Source organism: Streptomyces longhuiensis (genome assembly GCF_020616555.1).
GTDB lineage: Bacteria > Actinomycetota > Actinomycetes > Streptomycetales > Streptomycetaceae > Streptomyces > Streptomyces longhuiensis.
Genome location: NZ_CP085173.1, coordinates 3870918 through 3896930, shown reverse-complemented (window position 1 = coordinate 3896930; position 26013 = coordinate 3870918). Strand labels below are relative to the sequence as shown.

The 26013-nt window shown below is 69.2% G+C and carries 34 protein-coding genes and 1 tRNA gene; 6 read left to right on the top strand and 29 right to left on the bottom strand.

The genetic code is table 11. The annotated features are described in order from the left end of the window. Positions 1 to 3: 3 nt before the first annotated feature. From LGI35_RS18040 to LGI35_RS17955, 18 genes are all read right to left on the bottom strand, one after another. A complete protein-coding gene (locus LGI35_RS18040) occupies positions 4 to 441 on the bottom strand; it encodes a hypothetical protein (protein ID WP_227294832.1) in 438 nt (145 codons plus the stop codon). Next, complete coding sequence (locus tag LGI35_RS18035) at positions 441 to 671, bottom strand: hypothetical protein (RefSeq protein ID WP_227294831.1); 231 nt, start codon at positions 669 to 671, stop codon at positions 441 to 443. Before LGI35_RS18035 ends, LGI35_RS18040 begins: the two co-directional genes overlap by 1 nt. Beyond that, positions 668 to 967 carry a WhiB family transcriptional regulator gene (locus LGI35_RS18030; protein WP_227294830.1) on the bottom strand — a complete coding sequence of 100 codons (300 nt, stop codon included), beginning with the start codon at positions 965 to 967 and terminating at the stop codon, positions 668 to 670. The genes LGI35_RS18035 and LGI35_RS18030 overlap by 4 nt, the downstream gene beginning before the upstream one ends. Further along, positions 964 to 1407: a hypothetical protein gene (locus tag LGI35_RS18025; RefSeq protein ID WP_227294829.1), complete on the bottom strand. Its 444-nt coding sequence runs from the start codon at positions 1405 to 1407 to the stop codon at positions 964 to 966. Before LGI35_RS18025 ends, LGI35_RS18030 begins: the two co-directional genes overlap by 4 nt. 2 nt (positions 1408 to 1409) lie before the next feature. Beyond that, complete coding sequence (locus LGI35_RS18020; protein WP_227294828.1) at positions 1410 to 1841, bottom strand: RusA family crossover junction endodeoxyribonuclease; 432 nt, start codon at positions 1839 to 1841, stop codon at positions 1410 to 1412. Next, positions 1838 to 2068, bottom strand: coding sequence for a hypothetical protein (locus LGI35_RS18015; RefSeq protein ID WP_227294827.1), 231 nt, complete (start codon positions 2066 to 2068; stop codon positions 1838 to 1840). The genes LGI35_RS18020 and LGI35_RS18015 overlap by 4 nt, the downstream gene beginning before the upstream one ends. Beyond that, a complete protein-coding gene (locus LGI35_RS18010; RefSeq protein ID WP_227294826.1) occupies positions 2068 to 2820 on the bottom strand; it encodes an exonuclease domain-containing protein in 753 nt (250 codons plus the stop codon). Before LGI35_RS18010 ends, LGI35_RS18015 begins: the two co-directional genes overlap by 1 nt. Then, positions 2817 to 3599, bottom strand: a complete 783-nt coding sequence (locus LGI35_RS18005; protein ID WP_227294825.1) for an ERF family protein — start codon at positions 3597 to 3599, stop codon at positions 2817 to 2819. The genes LGI35_RS18010 and LGI35_RS18005 overlap by 4 nt, the downstream gene beginning before the upstream one ends. Next, positions 3596 to 4651, bottom strand: a complete 1056-nt coding sequence (locus tag LGI35_RS18000) for a YqaJ viral recombinase family nuclease (protein ID WP_227294824.1) — start codon at positions 4649 to 4651, stop codon at positions 3596 to 3598. Before LGI35_RS18000 ends, LGI35_RS18005 begins: the two co-directional genes overlap by 4 nt. After that, positions 4651 to 4908, bottom strand: coding sequence for a hypothetical protein (locus tag LGI35_RS17995; protein WP_227294823.1), 258 nt, complete (start codon positions 4906 to 4908; stop codon positions 4651 to 4653). The genes LGI35_RS18000 and LGI35_RS17995 overlap by 1 nt, the downstream gene beginning before the upstream one ends. Then, entirely contained in the window at positions 4905 to 5345 is a 441-nt protein-coding gene (locus tag LGI35_RS17990) for a hypothetical protein (RefSeq protein ID WP_227294822.1), read from the bottom strand. The genes LGI35_RS17995 and LGI35_RS17990 overlap by 4 nt, the downstream gene beginning before the upstream one ends. After that, positions 5342 to 5707: a hypothetical protein gene (locus LGI35_RS17985; protein ID WP_227294821.1), complete on the bottom strand. Its 366-nt coding sequence runs from the start codon at positions 5705 to 5707 to the stop codon at positions 5342 to 5344. Before LGI35_RS17985 ends, LGI35_RS17990 begins: the two co-directional genes overlap by 4 nt. Continuing rightward, a complete protein-coding gene (locus tag LGI35_RS17980) occupies positions 5704 to 5910 on the bottom strand; it encodes a hypothetical protein (RefSeq protein ID WP_227294820.1) in 207 nt (68 codons plus the stop codon). Before LGI35_RS17980 ends, LGI35_RS17985 begins: the two co-directional genes overlap by 4 nt. Next, on the bottom strand, positions 5907 to 6443 hold the full coding sequence (locus LGI35_RS17975) for a hypothetical protein (protein ID WP_227294819.1): 537 nt from the start codon (positions 6441 to 6443) through the stop codon (positions 5907 to 5909). Before LGI35_RS17975 ends, LGI35_RS17980 begins: the two co-directional genes overlap by 4 nt. Beyond that, positions 6440 to 6778, bottom strand: a complete 339-nt coding sequence (locus LGI35_RS17970) for a hypothetical protein (RefSeq protein WP_227294818.1) — start codon at positions 6776 to 6778, stop codon at positions 6440 to 6442. The genes LGI35_RS17975 and LGI35_RS17970 overlap by 4 nt, the downstream gene beginning before the upstream one ends. Then, positions 6775 to 7131, bottom strand: coding sequence for a hypothetical protein (locus LGI35_RS17965; protein ID WP_227294817.1), 357 nt, complete (start codon positions 7129 to 7131; stop codon positions 6775 to 6777). The genes LGI35_RS17970 and LGI35_RS17965 overlap by 4 nt, the downstream gene beginning before the upstream one ends. Before the next feature lie 95 nt (positions 7132 to 7226). Beyond that, the gene (locus LGI35_RS17960) at positions 7227 to 7499 is read right to left on the bottom strand and encodes a helix-turn-helix domain-containing protein (RefSeq protein WP_227294816.1); all 273 of its coding nucleotides are present in this window, start codon (positions 7497 to 7499) and stop codon (positions 7227 to 7229) included. Continuing rightward, entirely contained in the window at positions 7496 to 7783 is a 288-nt protein-coding gene (locus LGI35_RS17955; protein WP_227294815.1) for a helix-turn-helix domain-containing protein, read from the bottom strand. Before LGI35_RS17955 ends, LGI35_RS17960 begins: the two co-directional genes overlap by 4 nt. Before the next feature lie 264 nt (positions 7784 to 8047). Here LGI35_RS17955 and LGI35_RS17950 point away from each other — a divergent pair, with 264 nt between their 5' ends. Next, positions 8048 to 8467, top strand: a complete 420-nt coding sequence (locus LGI35_RS17950) for an XRE family transcriptional regulator (protein ID WP_227294814.1) — start codon at positions 8048 to 8050, stop codon at positions 8465 to 8467. A 177-nt stretch (positions 8468 to 8644) separates the two neighbouring features. After that, positions 8645 to 9130 (top strand): hypothetical protein, encoded by a 486-nt coding sequence (locus LGI35_RS17945; RefSeq protein ID WP_227294813.1) that lies wholly within the window; start codon positions 8645 to 8647, stop codon positions 9128 to 9130. Here the strand turns inward: LGI35_RS17945 and LGI35_RS17940 are convergent, their stop codons facing one another. The 5 genes from LGI35_RS17940 to LGI35_RS17920 all read right to left on the bottom strand — a co-directional run bounded on the left by LGI35_RS17940 (position 9131) and on the right by LGI35_RS17920 (position 13336). After that, on the bottom strand, positions 9131 to 10420 hold the full coding sequence (locus tag LGI35_RS17940) for a tyrosine-type recombinase/integrase (protein WP_227294812.1): 1290 nt from the start codon (positions 10418 to 10420) through the stop codon (positions 9131 to 9133). It abuts the gene before it with no gap. A 121-nt stretch (positions 10421 to 10541) separates the two neighbouring features. Beyond that, a tRNA-His gene (locus LGI35_RS17935) sits at positions 10542 to 10614 on the bottom strand. 121 nt (positions 10615 to 10735) lie between these two features. Further along, the gene (gene orn / locus LGI35_RS17930; protein ID WP_227294811.1) at positions 10736 to 11338 is read right to left on the bottom strand and encodes an oligoribonuclease; all 603 of its coding nucleotides are present in this window, start codon (positions 11336 to 11338) and stop codon (positions 10736 to 10738) included. A gap of 10 nt (positions 11339 to 11348) precedes the next feature. After that, on the bottom strand, positions 11349 to 12560 hold the full coding sequence (locus LGI35_RS17925; protein ID WP_227294810.1) for a helix-turn-helix domain-containing protein: 1212 nt from the start codon (positions 12558 to 12560) through the stop codon (positions 11349 to 11351). Positions 12561 to 12967: 407 nt separating this feature from the next. Continuing rightward, entirely contained in the window at positions 12968 to 13336 is a 369-nt protein-coding gene (locus tag LGI35_RS17920) for a hypothetical protein (RefSeq protein ID WP_376219141.1), read from the bottom strand. A 330-nt stretch (positions 13337 to 13666) separates the two neighbouring features. Here LGI35_RS17920 and LGI35_RS17915 point away from each other — a divergent pair, with 330 nt between their 5' ends. Both LGI35_RS17915 and LGI35_RS17910 read left to right on the top strand, forming a co-directional pair. Then, positions 13667 to 14191: a universal stress protein gene (locus LGI35_RS17915; RefSeq protein ID WP_227294809.1), complete on the top strand. Its 525-nt coding sequence runs from the start codon at positions 13667 to 13669 to the stop codon at positions 14189 to 14191. 148 nt (positions 14192 to 14339) lie between these two features. Continuing rightward, the gene (locus LGI35_RS17910) at positions 14340 to 14909 is read left to right on the top strand and encodes a GPR1/FUN34/YaaH family transporter (protein ID WP_227294808.1); all 570 of its coding nucleotides are present in this window, start codon (positions 14340 to 14342) and stop codon (positions 14907 to 14909) included. Positions 14910 to 15020: 111 nt separating this feature from the next. Here the strand turns inward: LGI35_RS17910 and glmS are convergent, their stop codons facing one another. Both glmS and LGI35_RS17900 read right to left on the bottom strand, forming a co-directional pair. After that, positions 15021 to 16838, bottom strand: a complete 1818-nt coding sequence (glmS, locus tag LGI35_RS17905) for a glutamine--fructose-6-phosphate transaminase (isomerizing) (RefSeq protein WP_227294807.1) — start codon at positions 16836 to 16838, stop codon at positions 15021 to 15023. 17 nt (positions 16839 to 16855) lie between these two features. Beyond that, positions 16856 to 17113, bottom strand: a complete 258-nt coding sequence (locus tag LGI35_RS17900) for a hypothetical protein (RefSeq protein WP_100594082.1) — start codon at positions 17111 to 17113, stop codon at positions 16856 to 16858. Positions 17114 to 17325: 212 nt separating this feature from the next. Here LGI35_RS17900 and LGI35_RS17895 point away from each other — a divergent pair, with 212 nt between their 5' ends. Together LGI35_RS17895 and LGI35_RS17890 are read left to right on the top strand one after the other, a co-directional pair. Then, positions 17326 to 18906, top strand: coding sequence for a purple acid phosphatase family protein (locus tag LGI35_RS17895; RefSeq protein ID WP_227300351.1), 1581 nt, complete (start codon positions 17326 to 17328; stop codon positions 18904 to 18906). Positions 18907 to 19031: 125 nt separating this feature from the next. After that, the gene (locus tag LGI35_RS17890; RefSeq protein WP_227294806.1) at positions 19032 to 20726 is read left to right on the top strand and encodes a beta-N-acetylhexosaminidase; all 1695 of its coding nucleotides are present in this window, start codon (positions 19032 to 19034) and stop codon (positions 20724 to 20726) included. Positions 20727 to 20808: 82 nt separating this feature from the next. On the opposite strand, the gene LGI35_RS17885 is transcribed toward LGI35_RS17890, so the two are convergent. The 4 genes from LGI35_RS17885 to desA are packed head-to-tail and all read right to left on the bottom strand — an operon-like array spanning position 20809 to position 25862. After that, on the bottom strand, positions 20809 to 22581 hold the full coding sequence (locus tag LGI35_RS17885) for an IucA/IucC family protein (RefSeq protein ID WP_227294805.1): 1773 nt from the start codon (positions 22579 to 22581) through the stop codon (positions 20809 to 20811). Beyond that, positions 22578 to 23150, bottom strand: coding sequence for a GNAT family N-acetyltransferase (locus LGI35_RS17880; RefSeq protein ID WP_227294804.1), 573 nt, complete (start codon positions 23148 to 23150; stop codon positions 22578 to 22580). The genes LGI35_RS17885 and LGI35_RS17880 overlap by 4 nt, the downstream gene beginning before the upstream one ends. Further along, the gene (locus LGI35_RS17875; protein ID WP_451023560.1) at positions 23147 to 24454 is read right to left on the bottom strand and encodes a lysine N(6)-hydroxylase/L-ornithine N(5)-oxygenase family protein; all 1308 of its coding nucleotides are present in this window, start codon (positions 24452 to 24454) and stop codon (positions 23147 to 23149) included. Before LGI35_RS17875 ends, LGI35_RS17880 begins: the two co-directional genes overlap by 4 nt. Continuing rightward, on the bottom strand, positions 24411 to 25862 hold the full coding sequence (gene desA / locus LGI35_RS17870) for a lysine decarboxylase DesA (protein WP_227294802.1): 1452 nt from the start codon (positions 25860 to 25862) through the stop codon (positions 24411 to 24413). The genes LGI35_RS17875 and desA overlap by 44 nt, the downstream gene beginning before the upstream one ends. Positions 25863 to 26013: the final 151 nt, after the last annotated feature.

Sequence of the window (26013 nt, the reverse complement as noted above, 5' to 3'; positions counted from 1 at the left end):
GGGTCAGCGGACGTACTCGGCGCGGCGCTGGTCCTCGATCTGGCGGCGGTGCTCCTTGAGCTGGTCCTCGGTCGGCTTCGTCGCGGTGATGTCGAGGAGGGCGGCGTCGGGGCGGCGCGGGCCCTGGCCGATCTCGTCGAGGGTTCCTTCGATCTGGCGGTCCCTCCACATGGCGCGCTTGGCGTCCAGGAGGGCCGCGGCATCGTCGTCAGTGCGGGCGACTTCGCAGCCGGTGACGCGGACCTTGACCTGCGGGTCCTTGTCTTCACCCTCGGCGTGACCCGTGTAGCTCTTGGAGGTGAGTTCGACGATGGCGACGACGGTCGTGCCGGGCTTCTCGAAGAGACCACGGCGAACCTCGCGGGGGAGGCTGGCTTCGATGCTGGCGGCCGCGGAGTCGAGCTTGACCTCGGGGACGTCGGCGGGGCTGAGCTTCGGCATTACAGGGTTCCGTTCTGGTAGGCGTCGGCCGCTTCTGCGACCTGCTGTGCGAGGGCCTGTTCTGCGCAGACCTTGTGTGCGGGGCTGCGCTTGGAGTCGCGGAGGTGGGTGTCGTGTCCGCAGTAGCGGCAGGGGAGTGCGCGGCTGGACCAGTGCGAGGAGTCGCGCCAGTCGAGGACTCCGCCGGGCGGCAGATCGGGCGGGGCGCGTCGGCGCCGTCGGCCGGTCACTGTCGGCCCTTGCCGTAGTTGGCGTAGGCGCGCTGTCGCTGCTGAGGGGTGAGGCCGGCGAAGATGCCCCAGCGCATGTCCTTGCCGCGGTTGCCTTCCCAGTGGAGGACGGAGCGCAGGCACTCTTGGCGAACGGGGCATGGGCGGCAGACGTCGCGGGCCTCTTCGATCCCAGCCTTGTCGTTGTCCGGGAACATCGTCTCGGGGTCGACCTGGCGGCACGTGGCGCGAGTGCGCCAGTCCTCGGCGTTGGCCGGGGTGGGGGCCGCGATGGAGTACGGGGTGTGGATGATCACGCCGAGACCTCCCGGAAGATCGCGGTGAAGAGAGCGTTGGTCTGCTCGCGGATGCGCCGGTCCTGGGTGTGGGCAGGGGCGACGCAGCCGTCGCGGTCGCACGTCGGCGTGACGTGGCCCTCGGGCTCGCGGCCGTGCTTGATGCGGAACGCGATGCGCAGAGCGGTGTGGGTCCTGCCGCCGTGTCGCAGGCTCAGAGTTCCAACGCGGCTGCGGTAGCCCGTCCAGATCAGGTGTCCGTCGTCGGTGGGCTGGACGCGATGCCAGAACAGGTCTTCCGGACTGCTTGCGGGGCGCTTTCCGCTGGGGACAGGAGCGATACCGAGTGCGACGCGGGCTCGGCGGACGGTCTTCTTCGCATCGACTCCGAGTTCACTGGCGATGGCCTTGTCGGAGAGGCCGGCGCGGAGGAGTTCGGCGACGTCTGCGCGGATCTGCATGGTCACCACGCCCCGTTCGAGAGCGGGTCGGCGCCGGCGACCAGGCCGGTGATGACGAGCACGAGCTGGCCGCCGCTGACCTTCGCGCCGAGGCGCATGTCCGGGCCGACGAGCTGCGTGTGGTCGTCGTCATCGAGGAGGCCGGCGTCGACGAGCCCGTCTACCGCGGCCTTGAAGGACGGGTACCAGTTCGCGGGGTCGGCGCGGCGTGCGGTGGCCGGGTGCAGGACGCCGAGGACGTGCGCGCGCTGGAACAGCGGGCCGGGCTTGGCCGCGGCGAGGGCGTCCATCAGGGAGGGGCAGTCGCTGACGGCCTCCATGGTGAGGGCCCGGATCGCGGCGGTGATCTTTGCTTTCGGCCGGTGGTGGAGCCGCTGGTTCGCGTTCAGCAGCGGCATGCCGGCGGGGAGCTTGACGACGTACGGCTTGTTCACTGGTCACCTGCGGTGGTGGTGTTGCAGGTCCAGCACGTGCGGGACCCGTCGGTGTGCATGGCGTGGAAGGTGGTGCGCGTGCAGTTGGGGCAGGGCGCGCATTCGTTGGCTTCGATGTCGCCGTCGGCCAGGAGCTGCTCGAACTCGGCCTCGTCGAGGACACCGGCCGTGGCGCGGTGCTTCCCGGTGGGCGCGATGATCTGGCGGAGGACGCGGAGCGGCGACATCAGGCGTCACCGCCCGGACGCGGCGCGGGGATGAGCGGCCACGAGCCGTCGATCACCTTGTTCAGGTCGCCGCCCTGCTCCGGCGTGGCCTTCGTGCGGAACCAGTCCTGCAACCCGGCCTGGTGCGAGGCCCGCCAACGCTGCTGATCGGCGAACAACTTGTACGGCCCGTCCGCGCCGAGCTGCGGCCACTTCGCGAACTGCGCCTCGGCGATCAACAGGGCGGCGAGTGCGTCGGCCTCGGCGGTGTGCCAGTCGGTCAGCTCGACGCCGTAGCGCGCCGCCGTTGGCTGCAACTTCCGCATGCCGCTGCCCTTGACGTACCGATCCATCTGCTTGTCGATGACGATCGGGTCGACGAGCGGCAGCACAGCGGACCCGACGCGGTCATACACGGTGGGCAGGCCGTTGCGGAGCAGGTCGTAGTGGAGGATCGACCAGTCGAACGACTGGTTGAACGCGATGAGCGGCATGCCCTGCTCGATCGCGTGCGCTACGTAAACGGCGATCTCGTCGAGGGCGGCCTTTGGGTCTGCGCCCTCGGCCTGCACCTTGGCGTCGTCGATGCCGTGCACGGCCGTGGCTTCGGCAGGGATCGGCACCCCGGGGTTGATCAGCCAGGAGAAGGAGATGTTGTCCCCGGCCGGCGTGCGGACGATGAATGCCGCGGTGACGATGCGGTCCTCGGTCGGGTTGGGTCCGGTGGTCTCGGTGTCCCATGCCGCCTTGCGGACTTCAGCGAAGGTGCTCACTGGCCACCGCCGGTGCGCTCCTGGTAGTGCCGCATGCCGAGCGCGTCGAGGGTCTCCTCGTCGCCGTTCTCGTTGGCGACCTTGATGTGCAGCATCCGGGCGTTGCGCAGCTCGTAGCTGATCTGCTCCAGGCGACCAGGTGACGTCTTCGGGTTGATGATCTCGTCGCGGTAGTCGGTGGCGGAGCGCTGCGGCGCCTCGCCCCGTTCGACGTGCTGTGCCTCCGGCTCCGGGTCACCGGTCGGGATCATGCCCGTGTTGAACAACAGGGCCCGCAGCGCCAGGGACTGCGCCTTCGCGGTGCCCTTGTCGCCGGAGTCCAGCGACTCGCCGGCCGACCGCAGAAGCGGCAGGCTGTCGCCCTTGGGGCCGAGGATCTGCCAGGTGACGACGACCGTGCACTCCCGCATCGGGTTGCCGCGGCTCGACTTGGTGTCGCGGTAGGAGGTCGTGATGTCGACGGCCATCACGTTGATGCCATGGCGCAGGGTGGCAGGGCCGAAGGCGTTCAGCGCGGCCTCGATGCCGCGGAAGTGGTACTTCACCTTGTTGTTCTCGATGTGCTTGTCGCTCTTGGCGACGGCGCGGACGTCGTTGCGGACGCGGAGCCAGGCGAGGTGCACGGGCACCATGGCTGGGGCCGGGTAGTCCTCGGACGCTTCGTAGTCGTAGACGGGCAGCGGTTCGGAGGCAGCCGGCGCCGCGTACTGCGGGGCGGCAGGAGTGTCGGGCTGCTCGCCGGTGGCGGCCTGTTCGGCTCGCTCGGTCAGGGACGTCATGCGGCGAACTCCTCACGCACGTACTTGGGGATGGCGATCCGGTCGTGTGGCACGTCGGCCACGCACGCGCGGTACGCCTCGGGGAATTCCTCGGCCAGACGCGCCAGATCCGGCGTCTTCTTCGAGGACTGCTCGATAGAGAAGAACGGGCGGTCCTGATACATCGCGGCCTGCGCCGGGCCGAGCACGCCGAGGAGCTTGGCTTTGGCCGCGGCCTTCTTGTACTTCGCCTTGCGCTCTGTGGCGACGGCCTCGACGTACTCGGCCATCGCGTCCTGCGCGTCACCGTCACGGTCGACGACCACGGCCCCGGACCTATCCGGGTGGAGCCGGTCGTACAGGTCGATCAGGGCGCCGGGCGGCTCCTCGCCGGACGAGGCCGGCGGGCGGCCGGGCACGATGTGCTCGTGCCACAAACGTCCGGCCTCGGCGTTGAGGTACGCGACCAACTTGATGTGGTCCTCGAGGCGCACGGTGTACTGCCGGTAGTCCTGGCCACCGATCAGACATACGACGTGGATGTGGTCGAGGCCGGTGACGAGGATCTGCCAGAGCACTTGGGCGAGGACGTCGTCCGGCGGGCCCTGGCGCCAGAGGTTCGCGACGAACGCGTTGCGGGTCTTGACCTCCAGCGCGCACAGCGACTGGCGGGTGCGGTCGAGGGGGCACTCGGTGCACAGCCGGTCGAGGGTGCACATCTGCCACGGTTCGGCCTCGTTGGCGATGATGCCGACGGGCTCGACGACGGTGCGGTTTCGGCGGGCCCAGTCGCGGGCGAGCGGGTCCTCGAAGATCACCCCGAAGTGGGCTGCGTCGCTGAACTCGTCGTCGTGCGGGAGGTGGCCGAGCTTGTCGTGGAAGATGTGCAGCGGCGTTTTGAAGCCGGAGAGGTTCATGACGCCGGGCAGGTCGCTGGAGCCGATACCGCGGCGGCGGGCATCGAGCCACACGTCGCGGGGGGCAGTGGGTTCGAGGAGGAGGCGGCCGGTCGGTGTGACCTTCCGGCCGGCGGCCGGGGCGGTGCTCGCCCCGGCCTGCACGGTCGTCGTCATCAGTCGTCGTCCCCCTGCAGCGGGATCGCGACCCCAGCAGCACGTCGCCACTCGGCGCCGTCGTACCGGACGTACTCGGCCGAGGCGGACCGGTCGGCGTTCGCGAGCGCCGTGGCGGCGGCCAGGGCGAGCGTCGCGTGGACCTGCGCCTCGGCGAGGAACGACATGTCCTCGGCGTCGCCACGCAGCTCGGCGTCGCGGGCTTCGGCGTAGCCGAGGAGATTCTCGGCCTCGCGGTAGTGCTCGGGCCCGGTCATGCGCGGCCGTCCTTTCCGGTGGTGCTGAGCGTGTAGAAGCGGGCGTCGTCGGGGCCGTGCGCGGTGGCGAGGCCGAGCGCGACGAGGGCTTTGAGGTACTGGCTCGCCGAGTTGCGGCCGAGGCCGGTGAACCCGGCGGCGAGGAGCACGCGGCGGGCGGCTCCGACGCGCCACTCGCCGGGGTTGGCGATCATCGCCTCGTGGAGGGCGCGGACCCGGGCGTTCTCGATGAACGGCGGGGGAGTGGCCGTCGCCGCCGCAACGGTGGCCTTCTCATCCCGGGCGGAGTACGCGGCCTGTTCGTCGATTTCGTGCTCAGCGAGCACTCGACGCAGTTCGTCGATGTCGCTGTGCATCGCGATGGTGCGGATGACACGAACCAAGCCGCGCAGCATGGCGAGTTCGCCCGGATAGCTCTCGATGTCGTGGGCGCTCATGCGGCACCTCGCTGACCCGGCACCGGACGCGGCGCCGCGATCTCCCGGACAGCGGAGAGGAGCTGACCGACACCCGTGGCGTACAGGTCGACCTTCCCGCCGTCCGCGTAGCGCTCGATCATCCGCTCCATGCGCACGTCGAACTCGTGCCGCGCGTGGCTGTCGGCACCGCCCCGCTGCGCGGCCTGCGCGAGGGAGTGCATGTCGGCGAACTCCTCGCCGAACGACTTCGAGTCGGCGTCGGCGTCCTCGAACAGCTCCAGGAACACGGCGCGCACGAGGTACTGGGTGACGTCGAGCGCGGCCCCGTCCTTCGTGGCGGCGAGCGCGATGGGGAACGGGCCGTCAATGTGGTGCGTCATCGGAGTGCTCCCTTCGGAGCGGAGAGCAGGAGCACGAGGGCGGCGGTGGAGAGCGCGGCACGCTGGACGGCGGCGCGGGCGGAGGCCAGGGCCTCACGCACGACGCGGGGCGTCAGGTGCTCGGCGTCCACCAGGAGGAGGAACGGCACGAGGCCGGCGGCGTAGGCGGAGATGCCGAGGCAGATCGCGGCGGGGATCGTCACCGGACACCGCCCGTCTCGGTGGGCGCAGTGCCGCCGTGAACCGTGGTGACGTGGTCGTGGAGCTCGGCCTCCGCCGACCCGTCAGCCACGTGCCAGACGCTCGTACGCCAGCCGCACCCGCAGGTACGGGAGACCTTCGCGTCGTGTCCGTGAGCCGGGCCGCCCCCGAACGGGTTCAGCTCCGAGAAGTAGCCGTGGCAGTCGACGGCCTCGCACTCGTACGTGTCGAAGACTGGGGCGAACGGACGCCACTCGTCGTCCTGCGGGCAGCGGCACACGGCCTTGCGCGCCGCGCGGCGGGCCTTCATCCGCGCGAGGATCTGCGCCTGCGTCGGCTGCATCCATGCGTGAATCCCGTGGCCCGGCGTCCACCGGCGGCCGTGACCGCTCTGCTCGGTGCCGCACCAGCGGCACCCGGACGGGGTGGGCGGGCGCCCGTTGGGCCAGCGAATGTGACCGTGCAGCACGCCCGTGATCACGTCGCGTCGGCCGTAGCCAAGGAGGTGCTTGGTGGGGTCGTAGGTGAGGGTCACCGGACACCACCCGTCTCGGGCATGTCCCGGCCGAGGCGGTAGTCGCGGTGCAGCGGCCCGTCGTGCGGCTCCTCGCGGAGGGCCTGCGTCGGGGCGAGGAGCGCGGTCAGACGGTCCGCCGACTCATCCACCGACGGCTCGGTGCCGGCCGGGACGGGCAGCACGTCAGCCGAACCCGCGATCCCGTGCTCCGCCAGCTCCGGCAGCGTCGCCATCACGAACTCCGGGCACTGGCACACGCCAGCCACCGCGTACAGGGCGAGACCCCCAGGGGTCACGGCGCGACGCGTCCACACCGTCCCGTCGAGCGTGTTCACCACCAGCGGCGTACTCATGCCGCCACCTGCTCGTCCGCCGCCGGGCGCGGGGCCACAACCGGGATCTGGTGGCAGGTCAGGTGCACTGGCACCTGGAACTGCCGCGCCTGCTGGCTCAGGTTCAGCCACGCGTCGGTGCCGTTCCCGGTGAGCTCGACGTTCTCCGCGTCGAACTCCAGCGCCTCACGCCACATCTCGAACGCGGCCTGGTCCGGCGTCTGGATGTTCAGCACGGTGCGGCCCGGGTGGGCGTTGAGCGTGACGTAGGGGGCGGGCAGCTCCGGGAAGTGGATGGAGTACCAGCGGATCAGATCGAGCGCGAACCGCATCTGACCTGCGTTCGGAGCGGTGAAGGTAGTCTGCTCGGTCACGGGGACCTCTCTTTTCTTGGTGTAGGGGTTCGCCGAGTCGTGGGGCTCGCCAGGCCGGGAAGTCGGGCGGGCCCTTCGGCGCGTTCATGGGGAGTTCAGGCAGTTCGCCGAGCCGCACCGCGCGCCGGCAGCGGCCGAAGCTGCGCCAGCGGGTGGGGCCCGTCCGTCCGGGGCGCCGGGACGATGGCCAAAGGGCCCGCGTTCGGCTCGTAGTGGTGGAGGGAGTCGATTCGCTCGATGTCCTCGGCGGAGAACGTCACGACTCGGCCTTTCTTGCTGTGCGGCAGCGACTTGATGTGGCGGCGCAGCCAGGTTTCGTCGACGCGCAGTTCTGTCGCGGCTTCGGCGTACGTGTAGCTGCGGGTCATGCGACAGCCATCTGGGAGGGCTGGGGCCTGGCGGCTCGGGCAGCGCGGGCCTTGGGGGCCCACAGGCACAGCGGTTCGATCCCGACCTCGTGGCAGATGGCGTCAACGACCCACTGCGGCTGGGATCGGGTAGTCCCTGTGAGCAGCGCGTTGATGGTGCTGGTCGGGACGCCGACCGCTGCGGCGAGCTCGCGTCCGCTGATGCTGGCGCCGGTGTAGATGCGCTCCATGAGCAGGCGCAGAAGATCGGGCCGGACCAGCTCGAAACGGGTTTCTGACTTCACGATTCACCCCCTTGGACAAGGTGACCAATTTCTTGGACACGTGAAGCATGGCAGAACCTGGACGCGGTGTCCAGAAAATTGGACGCGCCGTTTGGTGGGAATTTGGTCAAGCCCTGTTGGTGGGGTGGCGCAGGGCGCCCAAGAACCTGGACACTGTGGCTGTCGAGATGGCTTTAGCGATCTATCTACCAGCGCATATGCCAAACGAGACTCAGCAGTCACGTGGACACCACGCCACACAGCGCCCGCGCGGAGACGAGGAAAATGTCAGCCGAGGAGACGACGGAACGGACCGACCTGTCCGACCTCGTGCGCAACCGAATGGGAGAACTTGGCCTTGGGCTCAGGACCTTGGCCGACCTCACCGTCGACCCAGAGGACCCGGATGCCGGCCCTCTGTACAAGCGCGGCACCCTGGATAACTTGACCAAGGGGCACGGCGTCAAGGCGCCGACCGAGGGTCAGCTACGCGCCCTCGCTGCGGCCCTCCAGCTCCCCCCGGTAGCCCTCCAGCGCGCTGCCAGCGCCCAGTTCTTCGGGCTCGTCTCTGAACGCTGGGACGAGCGCGGCGCCCTGCGGCTCTTCGTGGCGCGGGCCGAGGAGCTGACCGAGGATGAACTCGACGAACTCGATGAACTCGCCCAGATCGTGATGCGCCGGCGGGCCCGCAAGGCGGACCGCTGACCCGCCTCGCCGGGTAATACTACTTTCAGTCACATCATGAGACCCTCTGGTCACATCTTGATCGGTATGGCAAAGTCGGTGATCCGCCTGGGGGCGTGTCGGATCACACATATCACTCGCACTTCGAACATGAGTTCGCTCACGGGGTGCGGTGTGCCATGCAAAGGGGCACGACTAATGGCAGACGACGGCGACACCGCGTCGCAGGCGGAAGAGCGCGCAGCAGAGTTCGACATGGAGTTCGCCCCCAGAATCCCCGGCGGCAGAGCCATCTTCCCGGCGGAGCGCGAGGGGAAGTTCGTATTTCTCGTGGCCACAGGCGCCATGACTCAGCAGTGCTTCGACGAGATGCTCCGACATCTCCAAGCCATCGTCAGCGCCGGCCAGTGGAGCCAGAACTGGAGCGACGGCGACACGCCCGCCGACCAGGCCCCAGCCACCGCCCACAAAGACGAATCTCTCTTCGACATGGAGTGGCGCCCCACCCTGCCAGATGGCGCCGCCATCCTCCCCGACGAGGAGAAGGGACGATTCGTCTGGCTCGTCCGCAAGGGCGCCATGACCAAGCAGTGCTTCGAGGAGATGCGCGCCTACCTCCTCCACATCGTCAGCAACGGCCAGTGGAGCCAGAACTGGGGCGGCTCGCCCCAGCCCGGCCACTGATCACGCGGAACGGACAGGCCGCAGACCATCGCGAGGCGCAGCAACGCGCATCGCGTTGGCCACTGCGGCACTGATCTCGTCGTCCAGGTTGCTCAGCAGGTGCCCGTACCGGTCGATCGTCGTCGTGATCGACTCATGGCCCACGCGCGCCTGGATCGCCGCCGGAGAGATGTTCTGCTCGATCAGCCACGCCACATGCGTGTGCCGCAGATCGTGGATCCGCGGGCGCTTGGTGAGCCCCTTCTTGATCGCCTCCTTCAACGCCCGCTCCCACTTGCGGTGGTAGAAGTTCGAGTGCCGCCACGCCTTACCCATGCCGCCCCGGAAGACGTAGTCCTCCGGGCCGCGGCCGGTCACATGCCGGCGGAGCATCGCCAGCTGGTCCTCGTTCAACTTCACCAGCCGCCGCGCCTTCCTAGTCTTCGGCGGTCCGATCTCGAACGTGTTGTCGTCCTGCCGCTTCCACGCGCGCTGAACGCTTACCTTGCCGGTCGTCCAGTTGATGTCCCGGCTCTGGATGGCGGTGGCCTCGCCCCAGCGCATGCCGGTGCCGACGAGGAAGTCGGCGAGGTCGGCGGCGTTGGGGTCCAGGGCGCGGAGTTCGAGGCTGATGCGGGCGTACTCGTCGTGTTCGAGGAACACCATCTCCTCTTCGGTGCCATCGTCCTGGCGGGGGAGTCCCGTCTTCTTGCAGGGGTTCGACTCGCGGAGTTGGGGCTCAGCCTCCACGGCGGCCTGCATGATGCAGTACAGGAGTCCGTGGCGGTTCGCCACGCTCTTGGGGCTCGCCTTGGCTCGCAGTACGCGTTCAGGGTCGTCAGGGGCTGTGACGGCCGTTCGCTGCCTCGTGACCCAGTGGTTCACGTCGGCCTGCGTCAGGTTGCACACGGTCGCCGGGTGGGCGGTGCCGTCCGGGCCGAGGTGCACCAGTCCGCCGAGGCGATGCTCGATGCCGGCGGGGTCGGTGTAGCGGACGCCCACAAAGTGGTTCTCGATGTCCCGCTTGTAGTCGTGCTTGGTCCGGTCGTCCACGGTGTTCAGGCCGTCGACGTATCGGTGCGCATAGTCGGCGAAGAGGTGGTCGTCCGGGTGCGTCTCGGGCTCGACGAAGCCGAGGCCCTTGGTCCAGCCGTGCGGCCAGGTGCCGCCGTGGGCTTCGACCAGTCGCTTGAACTGGTCGGCCTGATCGGGGTCGCCGAAGTTCTCGGATTGCCAGGCGCCGCCCTCGCGCCACTTCACCTGGTACGTGATCTCGCCCGACTTTTTGGGGCGCTCAACGATGCTCGCCATGGGGGGACGATACGGGCGGCGAGGGGGCTGTGGGAGGGGGCTGTGTTCCCGTGATGTTCCCAAGGGCCTAGGAACGACTAAGGCCCGACCTGCTTTCGCAGGTCGGGCCTTGATCATTCAGGGTGAGTGACGGGACTTGAACCCGCGGCCACCTGGACCACAACCAGGTGCTCTACCAACTGAGCTACACCCACCATGTCCGGTCGTATGTCGTTCTTCCGACCGGCCGAGAAAAAGTGTACAGGGTCCGAAGGGGTGCTCGTGCACTCCTTTTCCGGACCCCGTACACAGGGGTCGGAAATGCGGTGCGAGGCGCTATTCCGCAGGCGGCGCGTGCTTGGCCGCGATCTTCTTCGCGGTGTCGGAGTCCGGTCCCGGCTGCGGGACGAAGACCGCCTCGCGGTAGTAGCGCAGCTCGACGATGGAGTCGCGGATGTCGGCGAGCGCGCGGTGGTTGCCGTTCTTGTCCGGACTGTTGAAGTACGCCCTCGGGTACCAGCGGCGCGCCAGTTCCTTGACCGAGGACACATCGACGATCCGGTAGTGGAGGTAGTCCTCCAGCGTCGGCATGTCCCGCAGCAGGAATCCGCGGTCGGTGCCGACCGAGTTCCCGCACAGGGGCGCCTTGCCCGGTTCCTTGACGTGCTCGCGTACGTACGCGAGGACCTGTTCCTCGGCGTCGGCGAGCGTCGTGCCGCCCGCGAGCTCGTCGAGGAGGCCCGAGGCGGTGTGCATCTGCCGCACCACCTCGGGCATGGTCTCCAGGGCCTCGGCCGGCGGGCGGATCACAATGTCCACGCCGTCGCCGAGTACGTTCAGCTCAGAGTCGGTGACCAGTGCGGCCACCTCGATGAGCGCGTCATTCGCCAGCGAGAGCCCGGTCATCTCGCAGTCGATCCACACCATGCGATCGTTCATGCGCCCAACCCTACGGCGCACTCCTCTGCCCCGGCAGACTCGCGCGCCCCGCCGCATACGCGTCCGAGCTCGGTTTGCCCGGATCTGTCGGCAGTGAGGCGGTGGGTCCCGGGTAGGTTCCGGCCGCCGCGGTGCGCCGTGACTGGGCCGGGACCGGGGTCTCCGGACCTGGCGCCGCCGCGATCTCCACCGGCTTCTCCTGCTGCGGCCTGCGTGCCCGGTAGGCCGCGCGGTACGCGGCCGGGGACGAGCCGAGCTGGCGCCGGAAGTGCCCGCGCAGGGCGACCGGCGAACGGAAGCCGCAGCGTCCGGCGACCTCGTCGACCGAGTAGTCGGAGGTCTCCAGAAGCCGCTGGGCCTGCAGCACCCGCTGGGTGATCAGCCACTGCAGCGGAGCACTCCCGGTCAGGGAGCGGAACCGGCGGTCGAAGGTGCGGCGGCTCATGTAGGCGCGCGCGGCGAGGGTCTCCACGTCGAACTGCTCGTGGAGGTGCTCCAGCGCCCAGGCGACGACCTCGGCCAGCGGGTCGGCGCCGATCTCCTCGGGTAAAGACCTGTCGAGGTAGCGCTCCTGGCCGCCGCTGCGGCGCGGCGGGACCACGAGCCGACGGGCGAGCGCCCCGGCCGCCTCGTTGCCGTGGTCCGTGCGCACGATGTGCAGACACAGGTCGATGCCGGCGGCGGTCCCGGCGCTCGTCAGGACGTCGCCGTCGTCCACGAAGAGCTCGCGCGGGTCCACGTGGACCGACGGGTAGCGCTTGGCCAGCGTCGGCGCGTACATCCAGTGGGTGGTCGCCGGGCGGCCGTCGAGCAGGCCGGCCGCGGCGAGCACGAAGGCGCCGGTGCAGAGCCCGACGATGCGCGCGCCTTCCTCGTGCGCGCGGCGCAGCGCGTCGAGGGCCTCCTCCGGGGGCGGCGAGGTGATCGACCGCCACGCGGGCACGACGACGGTGCCCGCCCGTGAGATCGCGTCGAGCCCGTGGGGCGCGGTGAGTTCGAGGCCGCCCGTCGTGCGCAGCGGGCCCTCCTCACCGGCGGACACCAGCAGCCGGTAACGCGGAACCCCGGCGTCCTGACGGTCGATGCCGAACACGGAGAGCGGAATGGAACTTTCGAAGATGGGTCCGCCGCTGAACAGCAGCACCGCGACTATTTCCCGGCGGCGTCGCCCGGAAAGCTTCCGAGCTGCGGCCTCCGGCGCAGCAGTGGAGTCGTGGCTCATCCCGCTAAGCCCCCCTCGGTGGTCGCGGCGCCCTTAGTCGTGTGACGGGCTTGTCGCTCCAGCACGTTTCCCCTCGGTCCTGCAGAGTCCCCCGCCGATGGACAGTCATGATCGAATCTACTGCGTCCGGTGGTCCCGTCGTGACCAGTTGGGGATCCGGCACATTGTCGACATGGCAACTTGGCGTGAAGCATTCGATCACGAAGCGTGGCACTCGGGGGCGTTGCAGGGAAGTGCGCCTCAACTCAGTGGCCGGTCCCCGTAGGGCGCAAGCGCCTTCTACGGTCCTTTCATGCCTGGTGGCACGGGGGTTGGAGGCAGGTGAGGGCAAGAAATGCACGGCCGGGCGAAGTTGGCTGAAAATATACGCGGTAGTGCGCGGAAACCAGTCAGCCCCCCGGCGCACATCATCCCGTGCGGCGACCGCCCTTGCGCGCCCCCGGCACCGTCCCGCCGCGCCGGCCCCGGTGGCCGCTGGACCGTACCGGAGCCGGCCGCGCCGCGCACCGCTCGGACTGGCGCAGAAGCACCCGGCAGGCCCCGGTCACCGCGGCGAGGCCGAGCGCCGCGCCCGCCGCCCCGGCCAGTGAGATCCCGTACCCCACCAGGACGACCGGGACGAGGACGCAGCTGAACGCGGCCCAGCGGACGACGTCGCTCACCGTGTCCGTGCCGGACGGTTCCGTGGTCTCCCGTCGGCCCTCGTACGCGCCCTCGGGCGGCCGCCGCTCGCTTGAAGCGGCGTCGGGCGGGTACACGATGGACGGTCCGGGCACGGCGCACTCCCTGTTGCTGTGGGTACGCACGTTCAACGCGTGGTGGTCCGGCCGGTCACTCGGCCGAACCGGGGGCTCCCGGACCGTACGCAAACCGTCTGTACGAGGCAGCAACCATTGCCATACGGGCACGGCCTCGGGCATGCTCCCCTGAACGCCGCGGAGCGTGCGCTTAACCGGGCAGACGACTCTGGGCAGAGGAGGAGTGTCGCCGTACCCTTGGGGGTATGGGCTTGGGAAGATGATTCCCGGACACAGCTCCGCCGCTCCCTGTCGTCCCTCCACCGAGGATCCGTCGAGGATCCAGAGGACCTAATCGCCGAGATACCCATGGCCGGTCACGAATTCCCTGAACCCGCGGACCGCAAGCGGCAGGTCGCCGATCCCACGGCGACCCCCCAGGCGGCGGAAGAAACACGTCAGTCCTGCGATCCCGCCTTCAAGCACGGGGTGGTCGTCGGCTTCGACGGCTCGACCTCCAGCGAGCGCGCCCTCGCCTACGCCATCGGCATGGCCTACCGCTCGGGCTCCGGCCTGATCATCGTCCACGTCGCCAACCGGCTGCCCACCACGGTGTGGGCGGGCTGCGAGCCGCCGGTCTTCGTGGATGTGCCCGACCACCGCACCGAGGTGCTCGGTCTCGAACTCGCCTGTGCGGACTATCTGTCCGAGGTGCCCTGGATCCTGGTCGAGCGCGGCGGCGACATCTGCCACGAACTCGAAGAGGTGGGCCGGGAGTACGAGGCCGACGCGATCGTCGTCGGCTCCACGCACGGGATCGTCGGCCGGATCTTCGGCTCGGTCGCGGGACGGCTCGCGCGGCGCGCCAGGCGCCCGGTCATCGTCATCCCTTAACTCCCTTTGGCTCCGGGCGAGATGGGCAAATCCTACTCGCGCGTAGAGGTGCTTTGTGCCTTTGTGAAGGGTACATACCGGTCGCTGGACCATCGCAGGGCCCAGTACCGCGCGCAGCACAACTGCACCCGCACGAAGGGAGCCCGCCGTGGACAAAGACGTCTCCGCGGGAAGCACGACCTCCACTCTCGGCCATCTCGCCCTGGGACTCACCCTGTTGGCCTTCGGCCTCGGTCATACGGAAGTGATCGGCGGTGTGACGGCCGCGAATGCCGTATCCCTCGCGACGTACGTCGGTGGCATCGCCCTGTTCGTCGCCGGCCTGCTCGCCTACCGCGCCAGTGACGCCTCCACGGGTACGGCCTTCGCCGCGCTCGGCGCGTTCTGGTTCACCTGGGGCGTCACGGCCGGCGACACCATGTCGGCCAACGCGCAAGGGCTGTTCATGCTCCTGTTCGCGATGCTCGCGCTGAGCCTGACCCTCGGGGCGTCCGGCTCCGGGACCCTGGTCCGCGGGTCGTACGGGGCGCTGTGCGTGGCCCTGCTGCTGCTCGCCGTGGCCGCGTTCGGTGACACGGCCGGGCTCGCCAAGGTCGGCGGCTGGTTCGCCGCGGTGGGCGGGCTCCTCGCCTGGTACGCGGCGACGGCCGCGCTGGGCGGGCTGCCCACGGCCCTGCCGGGGCGTGCTGCCGGCCGGGGGGTGACGGCCACCGGCTGACAGCCGGGGGCCGGGGAATGGGCGCCCCGGCCCCCTCGAAAGAACGGGTCCCTGTGCGCTTGGTGGCGCGCACAGGGACCCGTTCTCATGTACTCGTACTGCGGGGGCCGACTACTCCACCGTGACGGACTTCGCCAGGTTGCGGGGCTTGTCGATGTCGCGGCCGAGGGCCAACGCCGTGTGGTAGGCGAGGAGTTGGAGCGGGATGCCCATGAGGATCGGGTCGAGCTCGTCCTCGTTCTTCGGGACGACGATCGTGCGGTCGGCCTTCTCCTGCTCCTGGTGCGCGACCGCGAGGATGCGGCCGGAACGGGCCTTGATCTCCTCGAGGGCGGCGCGGTTCTTCTCCAGCAGGTCGTCGTCCGGGACGATCGCGACCGTGGGGAGCGCCGGCTCGATCAGGGCGAGCGGGCCGTGCTTCAGCTCGGAGGCGGGATAGGCCTCGGCGTGGATGTACGAGACCTCCTTGAGCTTGAGCGAGGCCTCGCGGGCGACGGGGTAGCCACGGACGCGGCCGATGAACATCATCGAGCGGGCGTCCGCGTACTCCTCGGCGATCTTCTTGATCGCCTCTTCCTGCTCCAGGATCTCGGTGATCTGGCCGGGGAGCTTGCGCAGGCCCTCGATGATCCGCTTGCCGTCGGCGACGGACAGGTCGCGGATGCGGCCGAGGTGGAGGGCGAGGAGGGCGAAGGCGACCGTGGTGTTGGTGAAGCACTTGGTCGAGACGACGCAGACCTCGGGGCCCGCGTGGACGTACACGCCGGCGTCCGACTCGCGGGCGATGGCCGAGCCGACGACGTTCACGACGCCGAAGACGCGGGCGCCCTTGCGCTTCAGCTCCTGCACGGCGGCCAGGACGTCGTACGTCTCGCCGGACTGGGAGACCGCGATGTAGAGGGTGTCGGGGTCGACGACCGGGTTGCGGTAGCGGAACTCGGAGGCCGGCTCGGCGTCCGCGGGGATGCGGGCCAGCTCCTCGATCATCTGCGCGCCGATCAGGCCCGCGTGGTACGAGGTGCCGCAGCCCAGGATCTTCACGCGGCGCACGCTGCGCGCCTCGCGGGCGTCGAGGTTGAGGCCGCCCAGGTGCACGGCGGAGAAGCGCTCGTCGATGCGGCCGCGCAGGACGCGGTCGACCGCCTCCGGCTGCTCGAAGATCTCCTTGTGCATGTACGTGTCGTGGCCGCCCATGTCGTACGAGGCGGCCTCCCACTCGACGGTCGTCGGCGACGCGGTCGTGCGCGTGCCCTCGGTCGTGTAGGTGCGGAAGTCGTCGGCCTTGAGGGTGGCCATCTCGCCGTCGTCGAGGGTGACGATCTGGCGGGTGTGGGCGACCAGGGCGGCGATGTCCGAGGCGACGAACATCTCCTTCTCGCCGATGCCGAGGACGACCGGGGAGCCGTTGCGGGCCACCACGATGCGGTCGGGGAAGTCGGCGTGCAGGACGGCGATGCCGTACGTGCCCTCGATCAGCCGGAGCGCCTCGCGGACCTTGTCCTCGAGCTTCTCGGCGGGGGAGCGGGCGATGAGGTGGGTGAGGACCTCGGTGTCCGTCTCGGAGAGGAAGGTGACGCCCTCGGCGGTCAGCTTGGCGCGCAGGTCGGCGGCGTTGTCGACGATGCCGTTGTGGACGACGGCGACCTTGTTGTCCGCGGACATGTGGGGGTGCGCGTTCTCGTCGGACGGTGCGCCGTGGGTGGCCCAGCGGGTGTGGGCGATGCCCGTGGTGCCCTTGAAGCGGGCGGGCACCTTGGCCTCCAGGTCGCGCACGCGGCCCTTGGCCTTCACCATTTTCAGGCCGCCGGCCTTCGGGCTGGTGATGACGACGCCCGCGGAGTCGTAGCCGCGGTACTCCAGGCGCTGCAGCCCCTCGAGCAGCAGCGGTGCCACGTCACGCTTACCGATGTAACCGACAATTCCGCACATATGTGTACTGATCCCCTCTAGCCGTAGACGATGCGCCGCAGCTGCCGCAGGGACAGCTCGGGCGGCGCGACCGCGCGGTACTTCAGGTCCGCCGAGATCCGTTCGAAGATCTCCGCGTTCACCAGGCCCTGACCCTGGAGCTCGCGGTGGCGGCGACGGACGAACACCTCGGTCGTCTCGTCGAAGTAGGCGAGCACGTCCTGGATCACCCGCAGTGCCTCGCCCCGGTTCAGGGGCGAACTGCGCGTCAGATGATCGACAAGTTCGTCGTGCACTCGGATGATCCTGGAGGAAGAGGGGAGTGTTCGCAAGAATTCTGCCCGATTTCGGGCAGGGGTGCGCCATCCGGCGTGGGCGCCGGGGTTCTTGGGACAGCTGTGGTCAAGGCTTGAAGGGCGCCATGCCGCTTGTTCCCGTTGCGTTCACATGCCGTATCCGGCCGAGATGAGTGACCCGAGCAACTTTTCCGGTCATGGACATTCCCCGTATGGGCGTACCCGAGCAGCTTGCCGACCGGAGCCTGGCCGAGCAGCACGAGTACCTGCGCAGCAAGTTCTCCCGCCGCACGATGATGCGCGGCGGCGCCGTCACCCTGGGCGCGATGGCGGGCGGCGCCTTCGTGCCGGGCGCTGCGAGCGCCGCCGTCCCCACGCAGACCGGGCGGACCCCAGGCCATGCACCCGCCGCCCAGAAGGTCGACGGCGCGCTCGTCGCCCCATTCGCCCGCCACCTCGCCTACGGCGCGGACGCCCGTACCGAGATGACCGTCTCCTGGCAGGTCCCGGTCGCCGTCAAGAACCCGTACATCCGCGTCGGCGTCCACCCCTGGGACCTGTCGCGGAAGATCGAGGCCGAGGTCCGGCCCCTCTACACCCCGGCCGGGGTCGGCACCGGCGCCGACCACACCCAGTACTACCTCCACGCCCAGCTGACCCGGCTGCGCCCCGGCACCACCTACTACTACGGCGTCGGCCACGACGGCTTCGACCCGGCGGCCGCGCACCTGGCCGGCACGCTCGGCACCTTCAGGACGGCGCCCTCGCACCGCGAGCCGTTCACCTTCACGGCCTTCGGCGACCAGGGCGTCAGCTACCACGCGCTGGCCAACGACAGCCTGATCCTGGCGCAGAACCCGGCGTTCCACCTGCACGCCGGAGACATCGCCTACGCCGACCCGTCGGGTTCGGGCCAGACCGGCGACACGTTCGACGCCCGCACCTGGGACCAGTTCCTCGCCCAGACGGAGTCCGTCGCCAAGCAGGTGCCGTGGATGGTCGCGTACGGCAACCACGACATGGAGGCCTGGTACGCGCCGCACGGCTACGGCAGCCAGCAGGCCCGCTTCACCCTGCCGGACAACGGGCCCGACGCGACGAACCTGCCCGGCGTCTACTCCTTCGTGCACGGCAACACGGCGGTCGTCTCGCTCGACGCCAACGACGTGTCCTGGGAGATCCCGGCCAACCTCGGCCTGTCCGGCGGCACGCAGACCTCGTGGTTCGAGCGCCAGCTGAAGAAGTTCCGCGCCGACCGCGACATCGACTTCATCGTGGTCTTCTTCCACCACTGCGCGTACTGCACCGCCACGAGCCACGCCTCCGAGGGCGGCGTGCGCAAGGAGTGGGTGCCGCTGTTCGAGAAGTACACCGTCGACCTCGTCATCAACGGGCACAACCACGTCTACGAGCGCACCGACGTGCTCAAGGGTGACCGGGTCACCAAGGAGCTGCCGATCGGCGGCACGGCGTACCCCGAGACCGACGGCATCGTCTACGTCACCGCGGGCGCCGCGGGCCGGAGCCTGTACGCGTTCCCGGTCGACGACACGTACGAGGGGCACGAGAAGGAGATCGATCCCTTCACGTCCTTCGTCGTCCAGCCCGACGGCAGCAAGAAGAACGTCACCGTCGACTGGTCGCGCGTGCGCTACACGAACTACTCGTTCCTGCGCGTCGACGTGGAGCCGGCGCCGGCGGGCCGCACGGCGAAGCTGACGGTGCGGGGCCTCGCGGAGACCGGTGAGGAGATCGACCGCTTCGTCATCGCGCGCAAGGTGCGTCGGGGCTGACGCCACGTCAGGGCCCGCCCCTTCGTGAAGGGGCGGGCCCTGCGCCCCATCCTCCCCGGGATGCGTCATCCAGTCGGTGAGAATTGGTCTACACCCTTGACCCGCTCATGGGGCGGACGGTACCCATGGTGACTGTTCGGCTGCACAGATGTGAAACCCCCCGCGATCCACGACCCAGTCGCTCGTCGAAGGGACCGTTTGTGAGACAGCAACAGAAGCAGCGCCGCAGGACCGCCCGGCTGTTCGGTTCGCTGCTGCTCGTCGCGGCCGCGGGGGTGTCCGCCGTCGGCGCCGCCCCGTCACCGGGTGCGGGATCCGCCGCCGCGACCCCGCTGGGCCAGGTGGTGCCCGCTCCGGCCTCGGTGGCCGCGGGCGGACCGGCGTACGAGATCACCTCGAAGACGCGGATCCGTGTCGAGCGGGACTCGAAGGAGGCACAGCGCGTCGCCGGCTACCTCGCGGGCGTGCTCAGGCCCTCCACCGGCTACCGGCTGCCCATCACGGGCCAGGGCGGTCGCGACGGTATCCGTCTCGAACTCAGCGGCAGGGCCAAGGACTTGGGGGACGAGGGGTACCGGCTCGTGTCCGGCCGAGGCTCCGTCACCATCACCGCCCACAAGGCCGCCGGTCTGTTCCACGGCGTGCAGACCCTGCGCCAGCAGCTGCCCGCCAAGGTGGAGAAGAGCAGCAGGCAGACCGGGCCGTGGCTCGTCGCGGGCGGCACCATCGAGGACAGCCCCCGGTACGGCTACCGCGGCGCCATGCTCGACGTCTCCCGGCACTTCTTCGGGGTCGACAAGGTCAAGCGCTACATCGACGAACTCGCCCTGTACAAGGTCAACAAGCTGCATCTGCACCTGAGTGACGACCAGGGGTGGCGCATCGCCATCGACTCCTGGCCGAAGCTCGCCACGTACGGCGGGTCCACGCAGGTCGGCGGCGGGCAGGGCGGTTACTTCACCAAGGCCCAGTACAAGGAGATCGTCCAGTACGCCGCCTCGCGGTATCTGGAGGTCATTCCCGAGATCGACATGCCGGGCCACACGAACGCGGCGCTCGCCTCGTACGCGGAGCTGAACTGCGACGGTGTCGCGCCGCCGCTCTACACCGGCACGAACGTCGGCTTCAGCTCGCTGTGCGTCAACAAGGACCGCACGTACGACTTCGTCGACGACGTCATCCGTGAGCTCGCCGCCATCACGCCCGGCAAGTACCTCCACATCGGCGGCGACGAGGCGCACTCCACCAGCCATGAGGACTACGTCACGTTCATGGACAAGGTGCAGCCGATCGTCGCCAAGTACGGGAAGACCGTGATCGGCTGGCACCAGCTGACCGGCGCCACTCCGGCGAAGGGCGCCCTCGCCCAGTACTGGGGTCTCGACGGGACCAGCGCGGCCGAGAAGGCGCAGGTCGCGGCGGCGGCGCAGCAGGGGACGGGGATCGTCATGTCGCCGGCCGACCGTCTCTACCTCGACATGAAGTACAACAAGGACACCCCGCTCGGCCTCGCCTGGGCCGGGTACGTCGAGGTGCAGCGCTCGTACGACTGGAACCCGGGCAGCTACCTTCCGGGCGTTCCGGCGTCGGCCGTCCAGGGTGTCGAGGCACCGCTGTGGTCGGAGACCCTGTCGACCTCCGCGCAGGTCGAGTACATGGCCTTCCCGAGGCTGCCCGGTGTCGCCGAACTGGGCTGGTCCCCGGAGGCCACGCACGACTGGAACACGTACAAGGTGCGGCTCGCGGCGCAGGCTCCGCGCTGGGACGCGCTCGGCATCGGCTACTACAAGTCGACGCAGGTGCCCTGGCCCGCCGGCTAGGGGGAAGCAGACAAGTGAGCGGGGCTCCGGACCCGCGACGCAGTCGCTGTGAACTGCGGCGTCTCCGGAGCCCCGCTCACGTCTACGCGATCGGGTTCGGCAGTGTCCCGATCAGCTGAAGGGCCCCCGCCGGGTCCGCGAGGTCCACCATCTGCTCGTTGTTGCGCAGCTGGAGCCGGTTGAGGCAGGACAGCGTGAACTCCGGGGCGAACATGTCGTACTGCCGGAATTTGTCGGCGAGTTGGGGAGCCGAATCCTGGTAGTCGCGGACACAGTCGGCGACCGCCTGCCAGAACGTGTCCTCGTCGAGCACGCCCTCCGTGACCAGGTTCGCCGCGAGGAAGCGGAAGAAGCAGTCGAAGACGTCCGTGAAGATGGACAGCAGTTTCTGGTCGTCGGGAACCTCGACCCGGATCCGGTCGACGCCCGGCGGGAGGACCGCGTCGGGGTCCATGACCGCGATCTCCTCGGCGATGTCCTTGAAGATCGCCCGCTGGACCGTGCCGTCCTCGCCGAGCACCAGGATGACGTTCTCGCCGTGCGGCATGTACACGAGGTCGTACGCGTAGAAGCTGTGCAGCAGCGGCGTGAGGTACGACCGCAGGTAGGGGCGCAGCCACTCGGCGGGCGTCAGGCCCGAGCGCTCGATGAGAGCCGCGGCGAACGAGCGGCCGTCGGCGTCGACATGGAGCAGCGAGGCCATGGTGGCGAGGCGCTCCCCGTCGGCCAGGGACGGGACGGGCGACTCGCGCCACAGGGCGGCGAGCATTTTGCGGTACGGGGAGTAGCGGTCGGTCGCGGCCTCGTACTCCAGGTGCCGGTAGCCGACGGCGGCACGCTCTCGGATGATCGACAGGCCGGTCCCCTTGAGGACCTCGTCGTTCTCGATGAGCTGCGCGAGCCAGTCGTTGATGGCCGGCGTGGCCTCCATGTACGAGGCGGACAGGCCACGCATGAAGCCCATGTTGATGACGGACAGGGCCGTCTTCACGTAGTGCCGGTCCGGGTGCGACGTGTTGAAGAACGTGCGGATCGACTGCTGGGCGAGGTACTCGTCGTCGCCCTCGCCGAGGAGCACCAGATGGCGCTGGGCGACCTCGGCCGCGAAGGTGACCGACAGCTTGTTCCACCACTGCCAGGGGTGGACGGGGATCAGCAGGTAGTCGTCCGGGTCCAGTCCCTGGTCCGTGAGCGTGGCGGTGAACCGCGCGAGGGTCTCCTCACCGAGTTCGGCCCGCAGGTGGGACTCGTAGTCGAGTCCGGCACCGGCCGTGAACGCGGCCCGCTCCCGTGTCGCCGCCAGCCAGATCAGCCTGATCGGGCTCGCGGTCTCGGGGGCGTACGAGAGGTACTCGTGGACGCCGAAGCCGAGCCTGCCGTTGTTGGCGACGAAGCAGGGGTGGCCCTCGGTCATGCCCGTCTCGATCTCCTGGAAGGAGCCGTCGAGGGCGAGGGAGGCCGCGGTGACCGGGTTCTTGGCGAGCTTGTAGCAGGTGCCGGAGAGGGTGGAGGAGATCTCTTCCAGGTAGACCGGCAGGATCGCGTCGCTCAGGCCGAGCGAGGTCTTCAGCTCGATGAGGAACTCCAGTGCGCTGAGCGCGAGTTCGGCGCCGTCGCGGTGACGCGAGACCGAGTCCGCGCAGACCTGCCAGTGGTCCAGACGCAGGCGGCGGGCGGTGAAGCGGTACTCGGTCGCGCCGTCGTCGGAGCGCACCGAGTACCGGTCGTCGCCGAGGGACTCCGGCGTGAGGAGGCGCTCGTGGGTGAACTCGGCGAGTGCCTTGCGGATGAGGAGGCGGTTGGCCTCGGCCCAGCGCTCGGGGGAGAGATGGGTGACGGCGTCGGAGAGCGTCATACGGCGGCCACCCCCGTGGCGGCGAGGAACTGCTCGCGCGTGCAGAAGCTGAGCAGCGCCTGCTTCTCCGGCTTCTGGACGACGCGCGCGGGGACGAAGCCGACGGCCTCGTTCAGGGCGTGCACGGCCTTGTTGCGCACGTCGGGCTCGACGACGACGCGCTTGGCCGCCGGGTCGGCGAACAGGAACTCCATCACCGTGGTGATCACGGCGCGGGTGAAGCCGGGGATGCGGACGTCGCTGGGCGCCGTCAGGAAGTGCATGCCGACGTCGCCGGGCTCGGGCTCGTACAGGCCGACGAGTTCGACGTGGGCCGGGTCGTAGCGCTCCATGAGGAAGGCGGGTTCGCCGTCGTGGAGGCCTATGAACGCGTCGTGGTGCGCGGCGGCGGCTATCGCCATGTACTCGCGCTCCACGTCCTGCAGTTTCGCGTCCTGCATCAGCCAGAACGCGGCCTTGGGGTCGGTGACCCAGCGGTGGAGCAGCTCGGCGTCCGCGATCGGGTCGAGAGGGCGGATGCTGAAGGTGCCGGTGGGGGAGCCGGTGGGGGAGCCGGTGGGGGTGCTCATGCGGCGAACTCCTGGAACGCGATGGTCTTTTCTACGGGGTAGTACTCGGTGCCGAGCAGCTCACGGATGATGTACGCGTTGCGGTACGCGCCCATGCCCAGGTCGGGCGAGGTGATCGAGTGCGTGTGCACGCCGGCGTTCTGGACGAACACACCGCGGCCCGTGGTGTCGACGGAGTAGTTGCGGGCGAGGTCGAAGCGGCCCCGGCTGTCCCAGTTGAGCCGGTCGCGGACCGGCTCCAGGAAGGCGGGCGTCTCGTACTTGTAGCCCGTGGCCAGGATCAGGCCGTCGGTGCGCAGCTCGAAGTCCTTGTCCTGCTCCTCCTGGCGCAGGCCGAGCGTGTACGTGCCGTTCTCGTAACTCGCGCTCCGCAGAGCCGAGTTGGTGAGCAGTCGGGTGGGGACGGGGCCGGCCAGGTTCTTCTGGTAGAGCAGGTCGAAGATCTCGTTGATGAGGTCGCCGTCGATGCCCTTGAAGAGGTTCTTCTGCTGGGTCTCCAGGCGGTAGCGGGTCTCCTCGGGCAGCGCGTGGAAGTAGTCCACGTACTCGGGAGAGGTCATCTCCAGCGTCAGTTTCGTGTACTCGAGAGGGAAGAAGCGCGGGGAGCGGGTGACCCAGTTGAGGCGGTAGCCATGGACGTCGATCTCGCTGAGGAGGTCGTAGTAGATCTCCGCGGCGGACTGGCCGCTGCCGACGAGGGTGATCGAGTCCTTCTGCTGGAGCTCCTGCTTGTGGTGCAGGTAGCGGGAGTTGTGGATCGCGTCGCCGCCGAGACCCCGGCAGGGCTCGGGGATGTGCGGCGGGGTGCCGGTGCCGAGGACGAGGCGCGGCGCGCGGTGGGTCTCGCCGCTCTCGGTGCTCACGACGTACACCTCGGCGGCCTCGTCGTACGAGACCTGTGTGACGGTCGTGCCGAAGCGGATGCTGGTGAGTTTCGCGGCGGCCCAGCGGCAGTAGTCGTTGTACTCGGTCCGCAGGGGATAGAAGTTCTCGCGGATGTAGAAGGAGTAGAGCCGCCCCGATTCCTTGAGGTAGTTCAGGAAGGAGTACGGGGAGGTCGGGTCGGCGAGCGTGACCAGGTCCGACATGAACGGCGTCTGGAGGTGGGCGCCCTCGAGGAACATCCCCGAGTGCCACTCGAAGTCCGGCTTGGACTCCAGGAAGACACCGTTCAGTTCGGCTATCGGCTCGGTGAGGGCGGCCAGGCCGAGGTTGAAGGGGCCGAGGCCGATCCCGATGAAGTCGAGGGGATCAGGGGACTCAGGAAGCTTCGACAAGGTTCTCTCCCAGGTACTGCTCGGCATGGCCGGCGATCAGATCGAGGACCGCGACGATGTCGTCGACGGTGGTCTCGGGGTTGAGCAGGGTGAACTTCAGGTAGTGGCGGCCGCCCACCTTGGTGCCCGCGACGATGGCGTCGCCGGAGGCGAACAGCGCCTTGCGGGCGTACAGGTTGGCGCGGTCGATCTCGGCGGGGTCGGTGACGCCGGCCGGGATGTGGCGGAAGACGAGGGTGGACAGCTGCGGTTCGACGACGACGTCGAACCGGGGGTCCGCGGCGAGCAGCTCCCAGGCCTTGCCCGCCAGGTCGCACACCTCGTCGAAGAGCAGGCCGACACCGTCGGCGCCCATCACGCGCAGCGTCATCCACAGCTTGAGCGCGTCGAAGCGGCGGGTCGTCTGGAGGGACTTGTCGACCTGGTTGGGGATGCGCTCGGTGACCATGCGGCGCGGGTTGAGGTAGTCGGCGTGGTACGTGGCGTGCCGCAGGGTGGCCGCGTCCCGGACTAGGACGGCGCTCGAACTCACGGGCTGGAAGAACGACTTGTGGTAGTCGACGGTGACGGAGTCGGCGCGCTCGATGCCGTCGAGGAGGTGCCGGTTCTTGACGGAGGCGAGGAGCCCGCAGCCGTACGCGGCGTCGACGTGCATCCAGGTGCCGTACTGGGCGCAGAGCTCGGCGATCTCGGGGAGCGGGTCGATGGAGCCGAAGTCGGTGGTCCCGGCGGTGGCGACGACCGCCATGGGCACGAGGCCCTCCTCGCGGCAGCGCTCCAGCTCCCTGGCGAGGGCGACGGTCTGCATCCGCTTGTCGCGGTCCACCGGGATGGTGACCACGGCGTCGGGGCCGAGACCGAGGAGCGTCGCGGACTTCTTGACGCTGAAGTGGCTGACCTCGGAGGCGAACACCCGCATTTTCGTGGGGTGTTCGGCGTTCTCGGACTTGGTCTCGTCGCGGGCGAGCAGCAGCGCCTGGAGGTTGGACTGGGAGCCGCCGGAGGTGAAGACGCCGTCGGCGGCGGGGCCGAGGCCGATGCGGCTCGTGGTCCAGTCGATGAGCTTGCGCTCGATCAGGGTGCCGCCGGCGGACTGGTCCCAGGTGTCCAGCGAGGAGTTGACCGCGGAGAGCACGGCCTCGCCGACCACGGCCGGGATGACGACCGGGCAGTTGAGGTGGGCGAGGTAGCGCGGGTGGTGGAAGTAGACCGCGTCGCGGAGGTAGACCTCTTCGAGCTCGTCCAGGGCGGCGGTGGTGTCGAGGAGCGGCTTGTCCAGGTCGACGGCGTCGATGCGGGGCGTGAGCTCGTCGACCGTGACCCCGGTGAACGGCCGGTCGGTGGTGGCGAGTTTGGCCGCCACCCGCTCGATTCCCTCGGTCACGGAACGGCGGTAGTGCTCCGCGGTCGTGTCGTTGAGCAGGTGCGAGCGCATGGACGGTCCTCCGGATGGGGGCAGGAGTGCGGGTGAGCGGGGAAGACGGACGGCATGGGAAAGGGCGAGGTCCCAGCACGTGACTTAGGTTAGCCTAACCTAAGTTGTGCTTGCGACCCCGCCCCCATGAGTGGCCGGAATGTGCTGTCCG